The organism is Stenotrophomonas maltophilia, from assembly GCF_001676385.1.
GTDB classification, from domain to species: domain Bacteria; phylum Pseudomonadota; class Gammaproteobacteria; order Xanthomonadales; family Xanthomonadaceae; genus Stenotrophomonas; species Stenotrophomonas maltophilia_J.
The window spans coordinates 361655-380494 of the sequence record NZ_LYVJ01000001.1; the positions used below are offsets into that span (position 1 = coordinate 361655).

Genomic DNA, 18840 nt, shown 5'->3' on the forward strand with positions numbered 1-18840 from the left:
TGAGCCGGGACCTCCCTGGTTGTCGACGGGCCGGATGCTGTTTCGGCAGGCTGCCCGGCTTGCGCTCAGAAGCTGCACGCCGCCTGCACATAGACCCGGCGCGGCTCGCCCGGGAAATGCCCATTGCGTTCGATGAATCCGCTGGCGGCGTAGATTCTGTCGAACAGGTTCTTGACGTTGGCCTGGAACTGCCACTGCCTCCACGTGGTCTTCCAGCTCATGTCGAACACGGCATAGGGCTTCACTGCCTGGCCATCCAGGCTGATGCGCTCGCCCACGTAGTCCGCACCGAAGCCGATGGCCGAGTTGATCGCGGGCAGGTCATAGCGCGTCCATAGTCCCAGCGCGTTCTGTGGTGCATTGGCGAAGCGGTCGCCGGACGCGTTGGTGATGCCGTTCGGCCCGGCGTCCTTCACCCGTGCGTCGTTGTAGGCGTAGGCCAGGCTGACGACCCAACGATCGGTCACGTCGGCCAGCAGGTCCAGCTCCATGCCGGTGCTGCGAACCAGGCCCAGCGCGGCCAGCTGGTTCACCCCGGCAACCACCTCGCCGGTGGCCTGCACGATGTTGCTGCGGTCGATACGGTAGGCCGCCATGTTCAAGGTCACCCGGTCGGCCAGCAGCGATTTCAGGCCGACTTCCCACTGCCGGCTGCGCTCGGCAGCGAATGGTCCACCGGCCGCGGGGTTCTGGTTGGAGGCACTCTGTGGCACGAAGCCGCTGGCCACGTTGGCGTATACGTTCAGGCCCTCGCGTACGGTGAAGGTGCTGCCCAGCCGCCAGCTCAGGTCGTGGCCATCCACGTGGCTGCCGGTGATGCGGTCGTCGTCCTTGAAACCGTCCCAGCGCAGCCCCGCCAGCACGTGCCAGCGTGGACCCAGCGCCAGTTCGTCCTGCAGATAGATGCCATGGCGCGTGCTGCGGGTGGAGGTGCTGCGCCAGGGGAGGGCGGGCAGGTTGTAGTCGTGCCATGTGCTGGCACCATAAACCGGATCGAACAGATCGATCCCGCGCACCGGGCCGGCGCCCCGGGCCAGGTCGGCGCTGTTGGCGGTCTGCGCGGTGAAATCCGCATCCAGCCGGTATGTATCCGCGCCGAACAGCACCTTGTGCCCGATCCGGCCGGTATCGATCCGCCACACCGCGTTGCTGTTGGCGGCGAATGCCTCGTTGTCACGGATCTGGTTGCGCAGTTGGCGGGTCATCCATTCGGCCACGCCATCGCGATCGCGGTCGATCAGGCCCATCGGCTCGTGGTACATCTGGTGCTCGCTGTTGCTGAACCAGCGGGCGGCGAGGTCCACGTCCAGGTTGTCGCGTGGTGCGAAGTGATACTGCGCCAGCGCCACCCTGGCTCGCATGTCGAGGAAGTCGCTGGCCTCGTTGTGGTTCCAGCGGCGGTCGGTCAGGAAGGTGCCCGCGTCGTTCACCGGCACGCCGCGCAAGCGGTTGCCGCCAAGGTTCTGGGTGATGTCGGTGAACTGAAGCACCAGCTCGCCGCTCGCGCCGACATCAAAAGCGAGCGAAGCATCGCCGATCACGCTTTCACTGTCGGCGTTCCAACGCACGCCCTGCTCGGCATCGGCATACAGGCCGGCGCGGTAGCGCACGTTGGCCGACGCACCCAGCGAGCCGGTGGCTTCCATTGAACCGGCGCGGAAGTCGTTGTTGCCCATCTGCACTTCGACGCGGCGCTCCGCCGTGGCTTTGGGCTTGCGGGTGACATAGTTGATGACACCGCCGGCATCACCCCCGCCATACAGCGCACCGGCCGGGCCCTTCAGCACTTCCACGCGCTCGATGTTGAAAAGTTGTGGCACCGAGAAGCCTGCATAGGGGTCGCCGCGCAGGCCGTCGTACAACACGTTTTCCTGGCGGAACCCGCGCAGGGTCACGCCGGCATAGCTGAAGTAGCTGATACCGCTGATGCTGCGGTACAGGTCGGTGACCTGGCGCGCGGCCTGGTCGTCGATCAGTTCACGCGGCACTACCTGGATGGACTGGGGCACCTGCTCCAGAGGGGTATCGGTGCGCGTGCCGACGGCGGCATCGTCCACCCGGTAAAGCGCCTGCGCGCGGCCGCGCACTTGGACCCGGTCCAGTTCTGTCGGCGGCACCGACACGGGCGTGGAGGCCTGGGTGAGGGCGGGCAGGGCGACGGTGAGCGCCAGGCACAGGGCGCGGCGCAGGGGTGGGAAGGCGGTCATGGGAGAGAGGGTTGGCGCGTCTGCAAATGAGAAATATTAGCATTTGCGATGAGGCGTGGCCTGTTCCCCGGGCCGGTCCTTCCAGTTGTTCCGAACTTTCGGCGGGCCGGCATCGCACCCGCCATGGGTACGACGGCGCGGTTCCCCATCGCGTCCCGCGGGCGCGAGCAACGTTCAACAATGGCTGGCGACGGCGCTCCTGCGGTTCCTGTCCGCCATCACTGCGACATACCACAGCAGCAATCCGCCGATGGCCGTGGCCGCCCCGACGTAGCCTGTGCTGGCCGGGCTGAACCCGGCGCCGATCGCCATGCCACCCAGCCATGGGCCCAGTGCGTTGGCCGTGTTGAAGGCGGCGTGATTGGAAGCGGCGGCCAGCGTCTGGGCTTCGCCGGCGACGTCCATCAGACGGGTCTGCAGTACTGCCGCCAGCGCGCCCATGGTGCCGACGGCGATGATCATCGGACCAATGGTCCACACCGATCGCGCCGCGAGCGGATACAGCAACAGCATCACGACCGACCACAGCAGCACCACGGCCGCAGCCTTGAAGTGGAACCTGTCCACCAGCCAGCCGCCGGCGATGTTGCCGATGATGGCACCCATGCCGAATACACCCACTGCCAGCGGCATCCATGATTCGGCCACACCGGTCACCTGTACCAGGGTGGGGGCCAGGTAGGTGAACACGCAGAACATGCCCGCAAAGCCGATCGCTCCAATCGCCAGCGCCAACCACACCTGCGTGGTGTTGAAGGCGCGCAGTTCGCGCATCGGCGAGGTGCGCACCTCTTCGGGATCCGGCAGCAGGAAGCGCGCGATCATCGCCACGGTGGCGATGGCCAGCACGCTGACAAGTGCAAAGGCCGTTCGCCAGCTCAGCTGCTGGCCCAGCCAGGTGGTCAGCGGATTGCCGGCCAGGATCGCGATCGACAGGCCCAACAGCACCCGTGACATCGCCTGGCCACGCTGCCCGGCGGGACTGATTGCGGCGGCCACCAGCATCGCCACGCCGAAGTAGGCGCCATGCGGCAGGCCGGCCACGAAACGGGCCACCAGCATGGTGCCGTAATTGGGGGCCAGCGCGCTGGCCAGGTTGCCGATCGCATAGAAGCCCATCAGCGCCAGCAGCAAGCTGCGGCGGGGGAAGCTGGCGCCGACGAAGGCCAGGATCGGCGCGCCGACCACCACGCCGATGGCGTAGGCACTGATCAGGTGGCCCACCTGGGTCTCACTGATCGACAGGCCGCGGCTGATTTCCAGCATCAGGCCCATGCTGGCGAACTCGCTGGTGCCGATGGCAAAGCCACCCAGTGACAGGGCGAGGATGATCAGGGTGCGCTGACGAGGCGTCAGCCGCGCAGCCAGGGAAGAGTTGGGGCTCATGCGGGGGCGCGATGCGGGCGGGAAGCCCCGCATTGTACTGCTGCACTGCAGCAACGGTCAGCGCCTGCTGCCAAGACTCAGCGTTCGGCCCATGGTGACGGCCGCCACCGGCGCTAGGTCAGGCCCGCACGTACATGTCGCTCCAGATGGCGAACGCCTCCGGCGTCATCTGCGCTTCCAGCTCGGCGAGAACGACGTCACGCACTTTGAGCAGTGCGGCCAGGCGTGGGCGTGGATCGCTCGCCGCCGCGCTGGCTGCCATTTCGTCCTCCACCAGCAGCCCCAGCGTGCGTGACGCGTCCATCAGCCGCAGCAGCTGCGCGGGCCCCGGGTCGCTGGCGACGGTGGACGCGCCGCGCGCGCCGAGGGCGGCCAGCGCCCCCGCGTACTTGCCACGCAGGCGCTCGGCCATCGCCGGTGCAAGCTGCAGCAGCCGGCGGGGATGGGCGTTGTCGGCGATGTCGGCCAGTTTCACCTTCAGCGCCCGTGGATGCTGGCGGATGCGTTCGTAGTAGTGGTGGGCATCGGGCGCACCGTGCCGGTCGAGCAGGGCGACGATCTCGCGGATCGGCGCCGGAAAGGGCGCCAGCCGGGGGGCATACTGCGGACAATCCTCCACGACATCGTGCAGCCAGGCCGCCGCCTTGGCCAGGTCATCGTCATCGATTGCCGCAGCCACGCGCGCGACGTGCTCGATGTAGGGATGCCCGGCCTTGTCCTGTTGCCCGGCATGGGCTTCGCTTGCCAATGTGCGCGCCTGTGCTACCCAGTCCATCGTTGCCTCCTGCAGAAAAAATCAAGTTACTGCCCAATTGTGGTCGCGTCGAGGTTGACCGGCGGCAGGTTGCTGGGTAACGTGCGCGTGCCTGCAGCACGCAGGCGCCTGCCGGGTGTGGTTTTTCATGTTGGAGATTGTCGTCATCGGATAACCCTTCCCGTGTGTCTGCCGGGTTGGGTTATCGAATGCGTGTTTTCCCGGCCGGGTGCCGTTGGCAGCCCGTGTCGTCCGCATTTCCGATTACGCAGGATCCCATTCAATGAATATCTCCCGAGCGGAGCAGAGGACGCTGCACGTCCTCGCCCAAGGTGGCTGCATTGCCTTCACCCGTGATGGCTCAGGCCGCGTCCGCAGCGTCGAATGTTTCAACCGTGAAGGATTGATGCTGAGCGATTGCACGCTGGCCGTCTTCAACAGGTTGAAGAACAAGCGGCTGATCAGTTCGCATGAAGGCCGGCCCTATCGGATCAACCGTGCCGGCCTGGTCGCGGTGCGCCCGCAGCTGGACAATCGCTGATGCGTGTCCTGTCGACTCTTCCCATTCCCGCGGGCCGGCTGTCCGGGCCCATCGCATTGATCGAGGTGCCTGGTGAACTCCATTATCCGCGCTGAAACCCCCGCCGATATCGCCGGCATCCATGCGCTGACCGTCGCGGCCTTCGCCACCGCAGGTCATAGCAGCCGCACCGAGCAGTTCATCGTCGATGCCCTGCGCGCGCGCGGCGAACTGCAGGTTTCGCTGGTGGCCGAGGACGACGGCCTGCTGCTTGGCCACGTGGCCGTATCTCCGGTGGCGATTTCCGATGGCAGCACCGGTTGGTATGGCCTGGGCCCGATCTCGGTACGGCCCGCATGGCAGGGGCAGGGCATCGGTGCGGCGTTGGTGCGTGCAGCATTGGAAACCCTGCAACAGCGCGGGGCAAGCGGCTGCGTGCTGCTCGGCGAGCCCACGTATTACGCTCGATTCGGGTTTCGTGCCGAGCCGGACCTGGTCCTGCCCGGTGTCCCACCAGAGTACTTCCAGGCGCTGTGCCTGAGACCGCCGATGGCTCGGGGCGAAGTGCGGTACTCGGAGGCATTCGAGGCAAACGCCCCGCCTGCGGATTGATTCCTGCAGCCGGGGCCGACGTCAGCCATCGTACCGGAGATGGATCAGCGGATACGGACGCCCCTGCGAATCCAGCGGTGAGCGGCCGGTTTCGCCGAAGCCCATGCGCAGGTAGAAGCCAACGGCCTGCGTGTTCTGTGCGTTGACGTCGGTGCTCAGCTGCGGATGCAGGGCGAGTGCGTGCTGCAGCAGTTGCCGGCCGATACCGGTGCCGCGTACCTCCGGATCGATGAACAACGCCTCCAAGTGCGCGCCGTCGATCAGCATGAAACCCACAGGCCGGTCCTGTGCGTCGACCGCAACCGTCATCGGCGCCTGCGGCAGGAAACCCACCACTTCGGCATCGATGGCCTGGTGGTCTTCGGCGCTCAGAAAGTCGTGGGTGGCGTCGACGGCGCGGCGCCAGACGTCGATGAGGGCGGCGCCGTCGTCGGCACGCGAGGGGCGAAGGGTGGTCATGGGTTCACCAAGGTGCTTGCGGAAAGAGCACAGTATGAGGCCAGCCGCCTGAGCCTCAGCGCGCTCGCTGCTTGAACCGCCGGTCGCGCGTAATGGCGCCACCGGTACCGGCGCCGCCTGCACGTCGGCAGGCGTACAATGCGGCCCCGGCGGCCATCCTGGCCCTGCAGACACGCGAGAACCGCCATGACCGATGCCCTGGGCGTGCCGGTGCACGACGCCGATGAACACTGGATGCGCCATGCGCTGGCCTTGGCCGAGCGTGCGCAGCGCGAGTTCGATGAAATTCCAGTGGGTGCCGTGCTGGTGGGCGCGGATGGCCAGCTGCTGGGCGAGGGCTGGAACCTCAACATCGCTTCGCACGATCCCAGCGCGCATGCCGAGATCGTAGCCATGCGCGCCGGTGGCAAGCAGCTGGCCAATCACCGGCTGCTCGGCAGCACGCTGTATGTGACCCTGGAGCCGTGCGCGATGTGCGCGATGGCGATCGTGCATGCACGCGTCGCCCGTCTGGTTTATGGCGCCAGCGACCCCAAGACCGGCGCCTGCGGCAGCGTATTCGACCTGCTGGGCGATGCCCGCCACAACCACCGGGTGGAGATCCATGGCGGCGTGCTGGCCAAGGAAGCCAGCATGCGCCTGACCAATTATTTCCGCGCCAAGCGCGGCAAACCGCCGCTGCTGCTGGAAGACCACGCCGGCGAGGGCTGAGGGGCGAAAGGGTATGATGGGCGCCCCTTTCCTTCACCGGTAGGCCGCGCGCCTGCCCAGCAACGAGGCGACACAATGGCGGACACCGGCGCGGCCAACGAGCGACTGATCTGGATCGACCTGGAGATGACCGGGTTGGATACCGACAACGATTCGATCATCGAGATCGCCACCGTGGTTACCGATGCCCAGCTCAATGTGCTGGCTGAAGGACCGGAATTCGCCATCCATCATCCGCTGGAAACGCTGGAAGCGATGGATGAGTGGAACCGCAACCAGCACCGTCGTTCGGGGCTGTGGCAGCGTGTGGTGGACAGCACCACCACGCTGGGCCAGGCCGAAGCGCAGACGGTGAACTTCCTGGCGCAGTGGATCCCGGCCGGCCTCTCGCCGATGTGCGGCAATTCGATCTGCCAGGACCGCCGCTTCCTGCACCGCCAGATGCCGCGCCTGGAGAAATACTTCCACTACCGCAACCTGGACGTGTCCACGGTGAAGGAGTTGGCCAAGCGCTGGGCCCCGGCCGTGGCCGCCGGCGTCGGCAAGAACAGCAACCACACCGCGCTGAGCGATGTGCACGACTCGATCGCCGAACTGCGCCACTACCGCCAGTTCATGGGGGCGCTCTCGGGTCTTTCGACACCTTGATCGGTTGTGCCGGCCGCTGGCCGGCAAGGCGCCGGGGTTGGATCCCTTTCCAGCCGAAAGGGCTCTGACCCCTCTGTCGTGCCCCGCGACGAACCGTTCAACTTCCCGGCGCTAAGATCGGCGCCATGAACGAGCCGATCCTGCTTCCCCGCGACATCGCCCACGACGCCCGCGACTGGTCCGACCTGCAACGGGCGGTGGCCCTGCTGGAAGCCCCCACGCTGACCGCGCGCATGGCCAACCTGGTCGGCACACCGCTGGAGTTCGCGGTGAAGGCGCTGCCCAGCTCGGTCTCCAATCGCATCCATGGTGCTGTGCAGGCGGCACTGTCCAAGTCCGCGCAGGCGGCGCTGTGGAGCATGGACAACACCCCTGGCAAGGGCGCATCGACGCGCTGGCACAAGGTGGCCGCCGCGACGTCTGGAGCGGTCGGAGGCGCCTTCGGGTTCGCAGCACTCTTCATCGAGCTGCCGGTGTCGACCACCATCATGATGCGCGCGGTGGCGGACGTGGCCCGCAGCGAGGGCTTCGACCTGTCCGAGTTCAGTACGCGCCAGGCCTGCCTGGAGGTGTTCGCGCTGGGCGGCAACTCGCCCCGCGATGACGCCAGCGAGACCGGCTATTACCTGGCCCGTGGCTTCAGCACTGACGTCATGCGGCACCTGTCGGCCGAGCTGGCCGGGCGCGTGGTGACCGGTCGCGACCTGACCCTGGGCGTCGCCCCGAAGGAAGCCGGCAAGCTGCTGGCGAAGGTCGTTGAGAAGGTAGCCGCGCGCTTCGGCGTGGTGGTCACCGAGAAGTTCGCCGCGCAGGCGGTGCCGATCGTTGGTGCCGCGGCCGGTGCAACACTGAATACCATGTTCACCGACTACTACCAGGACATGGCACGCGGCCACTTCATCGTGCGCCGGCTGGAGTTGAAGTATGGGGAAGATGTGGTGCGCACCTGCTATGACCGCGTGGCACATGGTGGCGTGCTGATCGAGCCCACGCTTTGACCGGCGTCGGGTTCAGGTCCTTTGCCGTGCAAAGGGACCTGACCCCGCGCTAGACCCCTGGCGAGCCCATCCTTGCCCCAGGGGAACAACTGTTTTGCCAGTGCGTGCCTGTTGCGTGGCCGCCGGCATCCCCATCCTTGCGGGCAGTCCCCTGCTAGAGGTTGCCGCCATGCTGTTCACTCCCCACCGCCTGGGCGCGATGACGTTGCCCAACCGCATCGTGATGCCACCGATGACCCGCTCGCGTGCGGCGGCCGGCAACGTACCGACCGCCGAGATGGCCACGTACTACGCGCAGCGTGCCGGCGCCGGCCTGATCGTCAGCGAAGGTACCCAGATCAGCCCGCAGGGCCAGGGTTATGCCTGGACCCCGGGCATCCACAGCCCGGAACAGGTGCAGGGGTGGCGCCGGGTGACCGATGCCGTGCACGCCGCTGGCGGTCGCATCTACGCCCAGCTGTGGCACGTGGGCCGGGTCTCGCACGTGGCCCTGCAGCCCGGTGGCGCCGCACCGGTGTCGTCGTCGGCGTTGCTGGCCGAAGGCGTGAAGGTATTTGTCGACCCGACGGGTGCAGGCCCGGAAGCGGGTGTGGGCGAAATGATCCAGCATTCGATGCCGCGCGCGCTGCGCGAAGACGAGATTCCGGGCATCGTCGCCGACTACGCGCAGGCGGCACGCAACGCGCTGGACGCAGGCTTCGATGGCGTGGAGTTGCACGGTGCCAATGGCTACCTGATCAACCAGTTCATCGACTCGCAGGCCAACCAGCGCACCGACGGCTATGGCGGCGCGTTGCAGAACCGCCTGCGGTTCCTGCGCGAGGTGGTGCAGGCGGTGGTTGCGGTGGCCGGTGGTGATCGCGTCGGCGTGCGCCTGGCGCCACTGACCACGTTGCAGGGCGCGGTGGACGATACGCCGCAGGCGACCTATCTGGCCGCAGCACACCTGTTGGGTGAGCTCGGCGTCGGTTACCTGCACATCGCCGAGGCCGACTGGGATGATGCACCGTTGATGCCGGTGGCGTTCAAGGAGGCGCTGCGCATGGTCTACCCGGGTACGCTGATTTATGCCGGCAAGTACACCGCCGAACGTGCCGAGCAGGCACTGGCTGAAGGCTGGGCCGACCTGATCGGCTTCGGTCGCCCGTTCATCGCCAACCCGGATCTGCCGGAGCGGTTGCGCCTCGGGGTGGAGCTGGCCCCGCCGGATCGCGCCACGTTCTTCGGTGGCGGCGCGGCCGGTTTTACCGATTACCCGACGCTGGAAGAGCGCGTCGCGGCCTGATCCTGGGCGCTGCCGGCCAGCGGCCGGCACTACCAGTGGGCGAGGGGGTAGCGCCGGCCGCGGGCCGGCATTTCAATGTCGTATCGCCGATGGGTGGGTGCCGACCGTTGGTCGACACTACCGGCATGGATCACGGCTTGTCGCGCACCAGCGCATCGGCCTCGACCACACCGCCATCCTTGCCGTGCAGGTACAGATGCATGTCCTGCTGCGGATACGGAATGTTGATGCCGGCCTTGTCATAGCCCAGCTTCAGCTGTTCCAGCAGCGTGACCTTGGTGCCGAACCAGTCGGCCGACTTCACGTAGCAGCGGATGCCGAGGTTGATCGCATGTGCTCCCAGCTCATAGACGACGACATCCGGGGCGGGCGCCTGCAGCACGCGCGGATCGGCCTTCATCAGTGCCAGTGCGGTATCACGCGCCAGCTGGATGTTGTCTTCGTAGCCGATGCCGATCACCAGTTCGACGCGGCGCGTCGGCTCGGCGGTGAGGTTGACGATCGGTGCGGCGGTGATCAGCGTGTTCGGAATGGTGGTGTGCTGGTTGTCGGCACCGGTAAGCACGGTCTGGAAGATGCGCACTTCGCGGACGGTGCCGGTCTGCCCGGCCACGGTGACCACATCGCCCACGCGGAACGGTCGCAGCGTCACCAGCATCACGCCGGAGGCGATGTTGGACAGCGAATCCTTCAGTGCCAGGCCGACGGCGAGGCCGGCGGTGCCGAGCACGGCCAGCAGCGGTGTGATCTTCACCCCCAGCGTGTCGATGGCCAACAGCGCTACGATCACCAGAGAGGTCGCGTAGACCACGTTGCGCAGGAAGCTGCCCAGCATCGGATCCACGCCCATGCGCGCTGTCGCGCGCGGCATTGCATTGGACAGGCGTCGTGCCACCCACAGGCCCACCAGCAGCACCACGATCGCGGCCAGCAACGGGACCCCATAGGTTTCCAGCAGGCGCTCCCAGTCGAGCGAGTGGAACCAGGGGGTCGCGGCAGGGGTGGGTGCTGTTGCGGCAATCATGTGGGATTTCCTTTGCTTCCATGGGAAGGGCGCGAAGCGCGCATGGCGTGCACGGACGCCATAAACACGAAGCCCCGCAGAGGCGGGGCTTGCGTGCAGCACCAGTATGGGCCGACGCCGATGAACACGACGTCAGCCTGCGGCCTTCACGGCATCAGCCGTTGGCCTTCAGCTTGGCCAGGCGCAGCCAGGTATCGACCACGGTATCCGGGTTCAGCGACACCGACTCGATGCCTTCCTGCATCAGCCACTCGGCCAGATCCGGATGATCGGACGGGCCCTGGCCGCAGATGCCGACGTACTTGCCCTTGGCGCGTGCCGACTTGATCGCCATCGACAGCAGCTTCTTCACCGCCGGGTTACGTTCGTCGAACAGGTGGGCGACGATCGACGAATCGCGGTCCAGGCCCAGGCTGAGCTGGGTCAGGTCGTTGGAGCCGATCGAGAAGCCATCGAAGATCTCCAGGAACTCATCGGCGAGCAGTGCATTGGAGGGCACCTCGCACATCATGATGATCTTCAGGCCGTTCTCGCCCTGCTTCAGGCCGTTCTGGGCCAGCACCTCGACCACCTTGCGGCCCTCTTCAAGGGTACGCACGAACGGAATCATGACCCACAGGTTGTCCAGGCCCATCTCGTTGCGCACGCGCAGTACGGCCCTGCACTCCAGCGCGAAGGCAGCCGAGAAGCTCGGATCAACGTAACGGCTGGCGCCGCGGAAGCCGATCATCGGGTTCTCTTCGTGCGGTTCGTAATTGCTGCCGCCGATCAGGTTGGCGTACTCGTTGGACTTGAAGTCCGACAGGCGCACGATCACCGGGTTCGGCGCGACCGAGGCGGTGAGGGTGGCGATGCCTTCGGCCAGGCGATCCACGTAGAAGCTGACCGGGTCACCGTAGCCGGCGATCTTCTCGTCGATCTTCTTCTTGGTTGCCGCGTCCTGGCGGTCGTATTCCAGCAGCGCGTTCGGGTGGATGCCGATGTGGCTGGCGATGATCATTTCCAGGCGGGCCAGGCCGATGCCCGCATTGGGCAGCTGGCCGAAGTCGAAGGCACGTTCCGGGTTGGCCACGTTCATCATGATCTTCAGCGGCGCCGGCGGCATGTTGCCCAGGTCGGTGGTGGTGCGCTCGAAGCCGAGCTTGCCTTCGTAGATGAAGCCGGTATCGCCTTCAGCGCAGCTGACGGTGACCAGCTGGCCATCCTCGATGACCTGGGTGGCATTGCCGGAACCGACCACGGCTGGCACGCCCAGCTCGCGCGCGATGATCGCGGCGTGGCAGGTGCGGCCACCACGGTTGGTGACGATCGCCGAAGCGCGCTTCATCACCGGTTCCCAGTCCGGGTCGGTCATGTCGGCGATCAGCACATCGCCCGGCTGCACGCGGTTCATGTCGTCCAGCGTCTTCACCACGCGGGCCACGCCCGAACCGATCTTGGCGCCGACGGCGCGGCCCTCGGCCAGCACCTTGCCGCCCTGTTCGGTCAGCGCGAAACGTTCGATCTGGGTGGCGTGGCTGCGCGACTTCACCGTCTCCGGGCGTGCCTGCACGATGAACAGCTTGCCGCTGACACCGTCCTTGGCCCATTCGATGTCCATCGGGCGGCCGTAGTGCTTCTCGATGACCAGTGCCTGCTTGGCCAGTTCCTGCACGTCCTCATCGCTGATCGAGAAGGTTCTGCGCAGTTCGGCCGGGGTGTCCTCGATCTTCACGCGCTCGCCGGGAACATCCGAATACACCATGCGGATCGCCTTGCTGCCGAGCGAGCGGCGCAGGATCGCCGGCTTGCCGGCCTGCAGGGTGGGCTTGTAGACGTAGTACTCGTCCGGGTTGACCGCACCCTGTACCACCATTTCGCCCAGGCCGAACGAGGAGGTGACGAACACCACGTCGCGGAAGCCGGACTCGGTGTCCAGGGTGAACAGCACGCCGGAGGAGCCCACGCCGGAGCGCACCATCAGCTGCACGCCGGCGGACAGGAACACGTCCTCATGCTTGAAGCCGTGGTGCACGCGGTAGGCGATGGCGCGGTCGTTGTACAGCGACGCAAACACTTCCTTGACCTTGTGCACGACGTCGTCGGCACCGGTGACGTTGAGGAAGGTTTCCTGCTGGCCGGCGAAGGAGGCATCCGGCAGATCCTCGGCGGTGGCCGAAGAGCGCACGGCCACGGCCACGTCGCCGCCGCCGTTGTCGGCACTCAGCCTGGCGTAGGCGCTGCGGATGTCCTGGTCCAGCTGCGGCTGCAGTGGAGCATCGATGACCCAGCCGCGGATTTCCTTGCCGGCCGCGGTCAGCGCGTTGACGTCCTCGACGTCCAGCGTTGCCAGCCGGTCGAAGATGCGCTTGGACAGGTCGTTGTGCGCGATGAAGTCCTTGAAGGCTTCAGCGGTGGTGGCATAACCACCCGGTACCGACACGCCCAGACCGGCTAGGTTGCCGATCATCTCGCCCAGGGACGAATTCTTGCCGCCCACGCGGGCCAGGTCGGCCAGACGCAGTTCGTGCAACCACAGGATGTTCTCGTTCAAGCGCGATGCTCCGTTTGGCCATCGCCCGAGGCGGGCTGTAATGGCCGCGTCCGTAGGAAGAAGCCGATATGATGCCGGGCAGAGCACCGTCGGCACAAGCTTGTGCTGGCGGCCCTTTTAGGCTTCGTAGGGGGTAAAAGCGCGCATGTCGACCATCCGTCCGGTGTTCTATGTTTCCGATGGAACCGGTATCACCGCTGAAACCATTGGGCATAGCCTGCTGACCCAGTTCTCCGGGTTCAGCTTCATTACCGACCGGATGTCGTTCGTCGACGACCCCGAAAAGGCGCGTGAAGCCTGCGCGCGGATCCAGGCGGCAGGGGAGCGCTACCAGGTCCGGCCGATCGTTGTGAACTCGTGCGTGGACCAGAGCCTGAGCCTGATCCTGGCCGACAGCGGGGCGCTGATGCTGGATGTGTTCGCGCCGTTCATCGAGCCCCTCGAACGCGAACTGGCCAGTCCGCGCCTGGCCCGGGTCGGCCAGGCCCATGGCATGGTCGATTTCGACACCTACCACCGCCGCATCAATGCGATGAACTTCGCGCTGACGCATGACGACGGCATCGCGGTGAACTACGACGATGCCGACGTGATCCTGGTGGCGGTGTCGCGCGCCGGCAAGACGCCGACCTGCATCTATCTGGCCCTGCATTACGGAGTGCGCGCGGCCAACTACCCGCTGACCGACGAAGATCTCGAAAGCGATCGCCTGCCACCGCGCCTGCGCAACTACCGGCGGAAGCTGTTTGGCCTGACCATCGACCCGGACCGCCTGCAGCAGATCCGCCAGGAGCGCCGCCCGAATTCGCGCTACGCCAACCTGGATACCTGCAGGCGCGAGGTGGCTGCGGCCGAAACCATGTTCCGCATGGAGCGCATCCCGACCCTGAGTACCACCCATACCTCGATCGAGGAGATCTCCAGCAAGGTGCTGGCGACGCTGGGGTTGCGTCGCGAGTTGTATTGATGCTTTCCGGCGCCGCGCCGCCCTGCGCCTCATAGAGCCCAGCCCACGCTCGGCGGGGCCGCCGGGTTCTCCCCGGACAGCAGCCGAGCATGGGCTCGGCTCTGCAGGAAGGATCGTTGCAGGCGGGTTGGCTGCGGCTCAAGGCGCCCCCACGTTGCAGGGCCAACGTGTAGGATCGACCCATGGCCCACGCCTCGCCCCGCGCCGAACGCATTCCCCGCCTGAGCCGGCTGAGCTGGCTCATGGGCCTGTACGCGGAGAACTACTGCCACCTGGTGCGCCTGTTCGCCCCGGCGGAACTGGTCGCCGGCAGCTACGTCTCTTCGGTCGGCGATGGCCTGGACGTGCGCCTGGACGTGATCGAATGCCATCGCTATACGGTGGAACTGCGCCTGACCTATGACCTGGCCGACCCGGTCACCGGCGAGCCGGATCCCTCCGCGTATGTGCGCCTGTACCGCGATGCGCGCCAGGCCGAGACGACGCACTGCTACGTCGGCCGGCGCTGGCAGGACACCATGGGCCTGTACCCGCCGCCGGCGGAGCTGATCAGCCACCGGATGCGGATGAACACCTTCCTCGGCAAGTGGCTGGAGTACCTGGCCGAGCGCGGCCACGGCGTGGCGACCCTGCGCCGCGATGCCGAGGGGAGCCGCGCGCGCGCCGAACGGCGCCTGTCGCTGGTGCGCTGATCGGCCATAATCCGGGGCTGACCTGCCGCTGGATGCTCCCCATGCCGTACACCCCGATCGTCGCCACCCTGGGCTACGTGCTTTCGCCCGATCGTCGCCAGGTGCTGATGATCCACCGCAACACCCGCCCCGGTGACCATCACCTGGGCAAGTACAACGGCCTGGGCGGCAAGATCGAGGCGGACGAAGACGTGGCCGCCAGCATGCGGCGCGAGATCGCCGAGGAAGCCGGCATCGACTGTACCGGCATGCGCCTGCGCGGCACCATCAGCTGGCCGGGCTTCGGCAAGCATGGCGAGGACTGGCTCGGCTTCGTGTTCGTCATCGACAGCTTCGAGGGTACGCCACACGGTGGCAACCACGAAGGGACGCTGGCGTGGGTCGACCTGGACAAGCTCGATACGCTGCCGATGTGGGAGGGCGACCGCCACTTCCTGCCACTGGTGTTCGACGCCGACCCCCGCCCCTTCCATGGCGTGATGCCGTACAGGGACGGCCGCATGCAGCGCTGGTCCTACAGCCGCCTTTGAGGCGGAGGACCGCTGCGCAAGATGCGAACGACGGCGGGGCCGCCGGTGACCATAGCGCCAGATCAGGGTCTTGGGAAGTAGGAAAAACCCGCGTCCTGGTGATGAGGAAATGTCCATCGTCGCAGTCGGTGAGATCTGGTTGTCCACAGGGGGTGTGGATTACGCGTGGGCAACTTTGTGGATAAGCGCCGACAGGCGCCACCCCCCTAGGTTGTCAAGATGGGTGGCGAAAAATTCGCCGCCGGTGAGGGGAGGTGATGGAGGAGTGAAGGCCGCCCGGGCGGAGCTGTTGCCGGTAGTGGCGGTCGCGGTAACCTGTCCACCTTGATGCCCCGTGAGACACCATGAAACGTCACTTCTCGATGCTGCGCGAATTCCAGCTGGCCGACTGGTTCACCCTGGCCAATGCGTTCTGCGGCACCGGAGCGGTCTTCGCCGCAATGCGCTTCCTGCAGGACGGAGAGCGGGGCTATCTGCTGTTCGGCATGGCACTGATCCCGCTGGCCTTCATCTTCGATGCCCTCGACGGGCGCATCGCGCGCTGGCGCAGGTCCAGTTCCACGCTGGGGCGCGAACTGGACTCGCTGTCCGACGTGATCTCCTTCGGCGTGGCCCCGGCGGCGCTGGCGTATGCCTGCGGCATGCAGGGCGGCTGGGACTGGCTGGTCCTGAGCTACTTCGTCTGCTGCGGCGTCAGCCGGCTGGCCCGCTACAACGTCACCGCCGAGGCGCTGGCCGGCGACGAAGGCAAGGTGAAGTACTTCGAAGGAACGCCGATTCCGACCAGCCTGGCGCTGGTGATCGTGCTGGCGATCGCGGCGGGTACCGATGCGATCGGCCGCAACATCTGGTTTGGCCAATGGCAGATAGGGCCGTGGCAGCTGCACCCGATGGTGCTGTTGTTTGCCCTGTCCGGGTCGCTGATGATCAGCAAGACCCTGCGGATTCCCAAGCCATGAGCCAGTCCTGTGGAGGCCTGCGATGACCAGCTCGGCCCACGACGCCGGCAGCAGCGATTTCGAGACCCTGGCCCGGCAGTATTTCGGCGCCTGGGGCGATGCCCTGCGCCACGCTGCTGCGCCGGGCGCACCGGCGGGTGATGATCCTGGTGGCTGGCAGCGCCTGTTCGACTGGTGGGGCCAGCTGCTGCCGGAACAGGGCCAGGGCGCACCGGATGAGGCGATGCGTCGCTTCCGGGAGCAGGCAGGCAGCTGGTACGGCACCATGCAGGAGGTCGCTGCGCGCTTCGCCGGCCGCGACGCCAGCAGCGCCGAAGTGGCGCAGGCCTGGCGCGAAGCGGTGCAGGGGCAGGGTGATGGCATGCTGCAGTGGATGCTGCAGGGCGCCCGTGGCAGCACCCACGCCGGGGCCGCCGTACCCGAATTCGCCGCGTGGCTGCAGCAGTTCCAGCTGCAGGCCGGCCCGTGGCTGCAGAGCCCGGCGTTCGGCCCCGGCCGCGAGCACCAGGCGCGCTGGCAGGCCCTGCTGCGCATGCAGGAGGAGTACCAGCAGCACTCACGCGCCTACGTCGATCAGATCAAGCAGGCGCTGGACGAGGCCTTTGCGTTGTTCGAGCAGCGCCTGGCCGAGCATGAGCAGCCCGGCAGCCAGCTGACCAGCGCCCGGGCAATGTTCGACCTGTGGATTGAAGTGGCCGAGGAGGCCTATGCCAAGGTCGCCCTGTCCGAGCCGTTCCAGCAGGTGTATGCCGCGCTGGGCAATGCGCAGATGCGCCTGAGGGCGGGCCTGCAGCGTGAGGTGGAGCAGATGAGCGAGCGCATCGGCTTGCCGACGCGCACCGAGATGGATGCCGCGCACCGCCGCATTGCCGAACTGGAACGCGGCCTGCGCCGCCTGCAGGCGCAGGTGGCGGTATTGGCCGGTACCGCCGCGGTCGACCCGGTGGCGCAACCAGCGCCGGCGAAGGTCAAGCCGGCCGCGCGCAAGGCCGCGCCTGTGAAGAAGACGGCCGCGAAGAAGGCGCCTGCGAAGAAGAGTGGTGCCCGCCCCCCCGCACGGGCACGCGACCGATGAAAGGACCGCTGGGCTTCAACGCCGATGACCTGATGCAGGAAACCCTGTCCATGCAGCGCAAGCTGATGGAAGGGCTGAAGCTGCTGCCGCAGGTGGAAGACGTGGATTACGGCGTGACCGCGCGCGAAGAAGTCTGGCGCGACGGCAAGGTGGTGCTGTACCGGTTTGTCGGCGAACAGGCGCCGACCCGGCGCACGCCGCTGCTGATCGTCTATGCATTGGTGAACCGGCCCTACATGGTGGATCTGCAGGCCGACCGCTCGCTGGTGCAGAAGCTGCTGGCGCTGGGCCAGGACGTGTACGTGCTGGACTGGGGCTACCCGGATCGCTCCGAGCGCTTCCAGACCCTGGAGGACTACCTGCTGCGCTACATCGATGGCGCGGTGGACGCGCTCCGCCAGCGCAGCGGTGGGGCGGTCGACCTGCTCGGCATCTGCCAGGGTGGCGTGTTCGCACTGTGCTACGCCGCGCTGCGTCGGCAGAAGCTGGGCAAGCTGATCACCATGGTCACCCCGGTCGATTTCCAGACGCCGGACAACATGCTCTCGCACTGGGCGCGGCAGGTGGACGTGGACCTGCTGGTCGACACGCTGGGCAACATCCCGGCCGATCTGATGAATGCCAGTTACCTGATGCTCAAGCCGTTCCGCCTGAACGTGCAGAAGTACGTGGGCCTGCTCGACATCCTCGATGACAAGGCCGCGCTGGAGGATTTCCTGCGCATGGAGAAGTGGATCTTCGACTCACCGGACCTGGCGGGCGAGGCGTTCCGTGACTTCATCAAGCAGTTCTACCAAGGCAATGGCCTGATGAAGGGCACGGTACGGATCGGCGAGGAGGCAGTTGATCTGTCACAAGTGACGTTGCCGGTGCTGAACATCTACGCCGAGCAGGACCATCTGGTACCACCGGACGCCTCGCGCGCGATGCGCGGGCGCTTGGGCACGGCCGACTACACCGAGTCCAGTTTCAGGGGGGGGCACATCGGCATTTACGTGTCCGGCCGCGCGCAGCGCGAAGTGCCGGCCACCATCGACGGCTGGCTGAAAGCGCGGGACGCATGACGGACGGGAGGATCACGATGTCGCAATGGGTTGCAAGGATCCTTGCTGCGCTGCTGCTGGCAGTGCCCGCGGCCCAGGCCGCGCCTGGCGCCGATGCGCGCCGGGAAATCGCCCAGCTGATTTCCAGCCTGGACGGTTCCCAGTGCCGCTTCCAGCGCAACGGCAGCTGGTACGACGGCAGTGATGCGCGCGCGCATCTGCAGCGCAAGTACGATTACCTGCTGAAGAAGGGCATGGTCGACAACGCCGAGCAGTTCATCGAACGCGCCGCCAGCCAGAGCAGCATGAGCGGCAGGCCCTACCGCATCCAGTGCCCGGGGCAGCCTGAACAGAGCGCGGCGGTGTGGTTCGCTGCTCGCCTGCAGGCACTTCGCCAACGCACGCCGTAGACATGGGCGGGGTGTAGAGTCGAGCCA

19 protein-coding genes are annotated in these 18840 nt (G+C 66.7%); 13 read left to right on the top strand and 6 right to left on the bottom strand.

Features of this window, described 5'->3' with window-relative positions; all coding sequences use genetic code 11:
• Positions 1 to 65: 65 nt before the first annotated feature.
• The 3 genes from A9K58_RS01780 to A9K58_RS01790 all read right to left on the bottom strand — a co-directional run bounded on the left by A9K58_RS01780 (position 66) and on the right by A9K58_RS01790 (position 4368).
• Entirely contained in the window at positions 66 to 2207 is a 2142-nt protein-coding gene (locus A9K58_RS01780; RefSeq protein ID WP_065197691.1) for a TonB-dependent siderophore receptor, read from the bottom strand.
• Positions 2208 to 2381: 174 nt separating this feature from the next.
• Complete coding sequence (locus A9K58_RS01785) at positions 2382 to 3593, bottom strand: MFS transporter (RefSeq protein WP_065197692.1); 1212 nt, start codon at positions 3591 to 3593, stop codon at positions 2382 to 2384.
• Between the two features lie 118 nt (positions 3594 to 3711).
• Complete coding sequence (locus A9K58_RS01790) at positions 3712 to 4368, bottom strand: HD domain-containing protein (RefSeq protein ID WP_065197693.1); 657 nt, start codon at positions 4366 to 4368, stop codon at positions 3712 to 3714.
• A gap of 262 nt (positions 4369 to 4630) precedes the next feature.
• Here A9K58_RS01790 and A9K58_RS01795 point away from each other — a divergent pair, with 262 nt between their 5' ends.
• Together A9K58_RS01795 and A9K58_RS01800 are read left to right on the top strand one after the other, a co-directional pair.
• Positions 4631 to 4888: a YjhX family toxin gene (locus tag A9K58_RS01795; protein WP_065197694.1), complete on the top strand. Its 258-nt coding sequence runs from the start codon at positions 4631 to 4633 to the stop codon at positions 4886 to 4888.
• 72 nt (positions 4889 to 4960) lie between these two features.
• Positions 4961 to 5479 carry a GNAT family N-acetyltransferase gene (locus tag A9K58_RS01800; protein ID WP_065197695.1) on the top strand — a complete coding sequence of 173 codons (519 nt, stop codon included), beginning with the start codon at positions 4961 to 4963 and terminating at the stop codon, positions 5477 to 5479.
• Between the two features lie 21 nt (positions 5480 to 5500).
• Here A9K58_RS01800 and A9K58_RS01805 read toward each other — a convergent pair whose 3' ends face one another.
• Positions 5501 to 5938 carry an acetyltransferase gene (locus A9K58_RS01805; RefSeq protein WP_065197696.1) on the bottom strand — a complete coding sequence of 146 codons (438 nt, stop codon included), beginning with the start codon at positions 5936 to 5938 and terminating at the stop codon, positions 5501 to 5503.
• A 186-nt stretch (positions 5939 to 6124) separates the two neighbouring features.
• Here A9K58_RS01805 and tadA point away from each other — a divergent pair, with 186 nt between their 5' ends.
• The 4 genes from tadA (at position 6125) to A9K58_RS01825 (ending at position 9580) form a co-directional block, all read left to right on the top strand.
• On the top strand, positions 6125 to 6649 hold the full coding sequence (gene tadA, locus A9K58_RS01810) for a tRNA adenosine(34) deaminase TadA (RefSeq protein WP_065197697.1): 525 nt from the start codon (positions 6125 to 6127) through the stop codon (positions 6647 to 6649).
• A gap of 75 nt (positions 6650 to 6724) precedes the next feature.
• Positions 6725 to 7297 carry an oligoribonuclease gene (gene orn, locus A9K58_RS01815; protein ID WP_065197698.1) on the top strand — a complete coding sequence of 191 codons (573 nt, stop codon included), beginning with the start codon at positions 6725 to 6727 and terminating at the stop codon, positions 7295 to 7297.
• Positions 7298 to 7422: 125 nt separating this feature from the next.
• Positions 7423 to 8295 (top strand): EcsC family protein, encoded by an 873-nt coding sequence (locus A9K58_RS01820; RefSeq protein ID WP_065197699.1) that lies wholly within the window; start codon positions 7423 to 7425, stop codon positions 8293 to 8295.
• A 169-nt stretch (positions 8296 to 8464) separates the two neighbouring features.
• Positions 8465 to 9580: an alkene reductase gene (locus A9K58_RS01825; RefSeq protein ID WP_065197700.1), complete on the top strand. Its 1116-nt coding sequence runs from the start codon at positions 8465 to 8467 to the stop codon at positions 9578 to 9580.
• A 130-nt stretch (positions 9581 to 9710) separates the two neighbouring features.
• On the opposite strand, the gene A9K58_RS01830 is transcribed toward A9K58_RS01825, so the two are convergent.
• Together A9K58_RS01830 and ppsA are read right to left on the bottom strand one after the other, a co-directional pair.
• The gene (locus A9K58_RS01830) at positions 9711 to 10604 is read right to left on the bottom strand and encodes a mechanosensitive ion channel family protein (protein WP_065197701.1); all 894 of its coding nucleotides are present in this window, start codon (positions 10602 to 10604) and stop codon (positions 9711 to 9713) included.
• A gap of 154 nt (positions 10605 to 10758) precedes the next feature.
• Positions 10759 to 13137, bottom strand: a complete 2379-nt coding sequence (ppsA, locus tag A9K58_RS01835) for a phosphoenolpyruvate synthase (protein ID WP_065197702.1) — start codon at positions 13135 to 13137, stop codon at positions 10759 to 10761.
• Between the two features lie 145 nt (positions 13138 to 13282).
• Between ppsA and ppsR the strand changes: the two genes are divergently transcribed.
• The 7 genes from ppsR to A9K58_RS01870 all read left to right on the top strand — a co-directional run bounded on the left by ppsR (position 13283) and on the right by A9K58_RS01870 (position 18813).
• Positions 13283 to 14104: a posphoenolpyruvate synthetase regulatory kinase/phosphorylase PpsR gene (gene ppsR / locus A9K58_RS01840; protein WP_065197703.1), complete on the top strand. Its 822-nt coding sequence runs from the start codon at positions 13283 to 13285 to the stop codon at positions 14102 to 14104.
• A 182-nt stretch (positions 14105 to 14286) separates the two neighbouring features.
• A complete protein-coding gene (locus A9K58_RS01845) occupies positions 14287 to 14796 on the top strand; it encodes a DUF1249 domain-containing protein (protein WP_065197704.1) in 510 nt (169 codons plus the stop codon).
• A gap of 41 nt (positions 14797 to 14837) precedes the next feature.
• Entirely contained in the window at positions 14838 to 15326 is a 489-nt protein-coding gene (locus A9K58_RS01850) for an NUDIX hydrolase (RefSeq protein WP_065197705.1), read from the top strand.
• A gap of 344 nt (positions 15327 to 15670) precedes the next feature.
• A complete protein-coding gene (locus tag A9K58_RS01855; protein ID WP_065197706.1) occupies positions 15671 to 16285 on the top strand; it encodes a CDP-alcohol phosphatidyltransferase family protein in 615 nt (204 codons plus the stop codon).
• Between the two features lie 22 nt (positions 16286 to 16307).
• Positions 16308 to 17360: a class III poly(R)-hydroxyalkanoic acid synthase subunit PhaE gene (gene phaE / locus A9K58_RS01860; RefSeq protein ID WP_065197707.1), complete on the top strand. Its 1053-nt coding sequence runs from the start codon at positions 16308 to 16310 to the stop codon at positions 17358 to 17360.
• Complete coding sequence (locus tag A9K58_RS01865; protein ID WP_065197708.1) at positions 17357 to 18424, top strand: class III poly(R)-hydroxyalkanoic acid synthase subunit PhaC; 1068 nt, start codon at positions 17357 to 17359, stop codon at positions 18422 to 18424. The genes phaE and A9K58_RS01865 overlap by 4 nt, the downstream gene beginning before the upstream one ends.
• A 17-nt stretch (positions 18425 to 18441) precedes the next feature.
• Positions 18442 to 18813 carry a YfeK family protein gene (locus A9K58_RS01870; RefSeq protein ID WP_065197709.1) on the top strand — a complete coding sequence of 124 codons (372 nt, stop codon included), beginning with the start codon at positions 18442 to 18444 and terminating at the stop codon, positions 18811 to 18813.
• Positions 18814 to 18840: the final 27 nt, after the last annotated feature.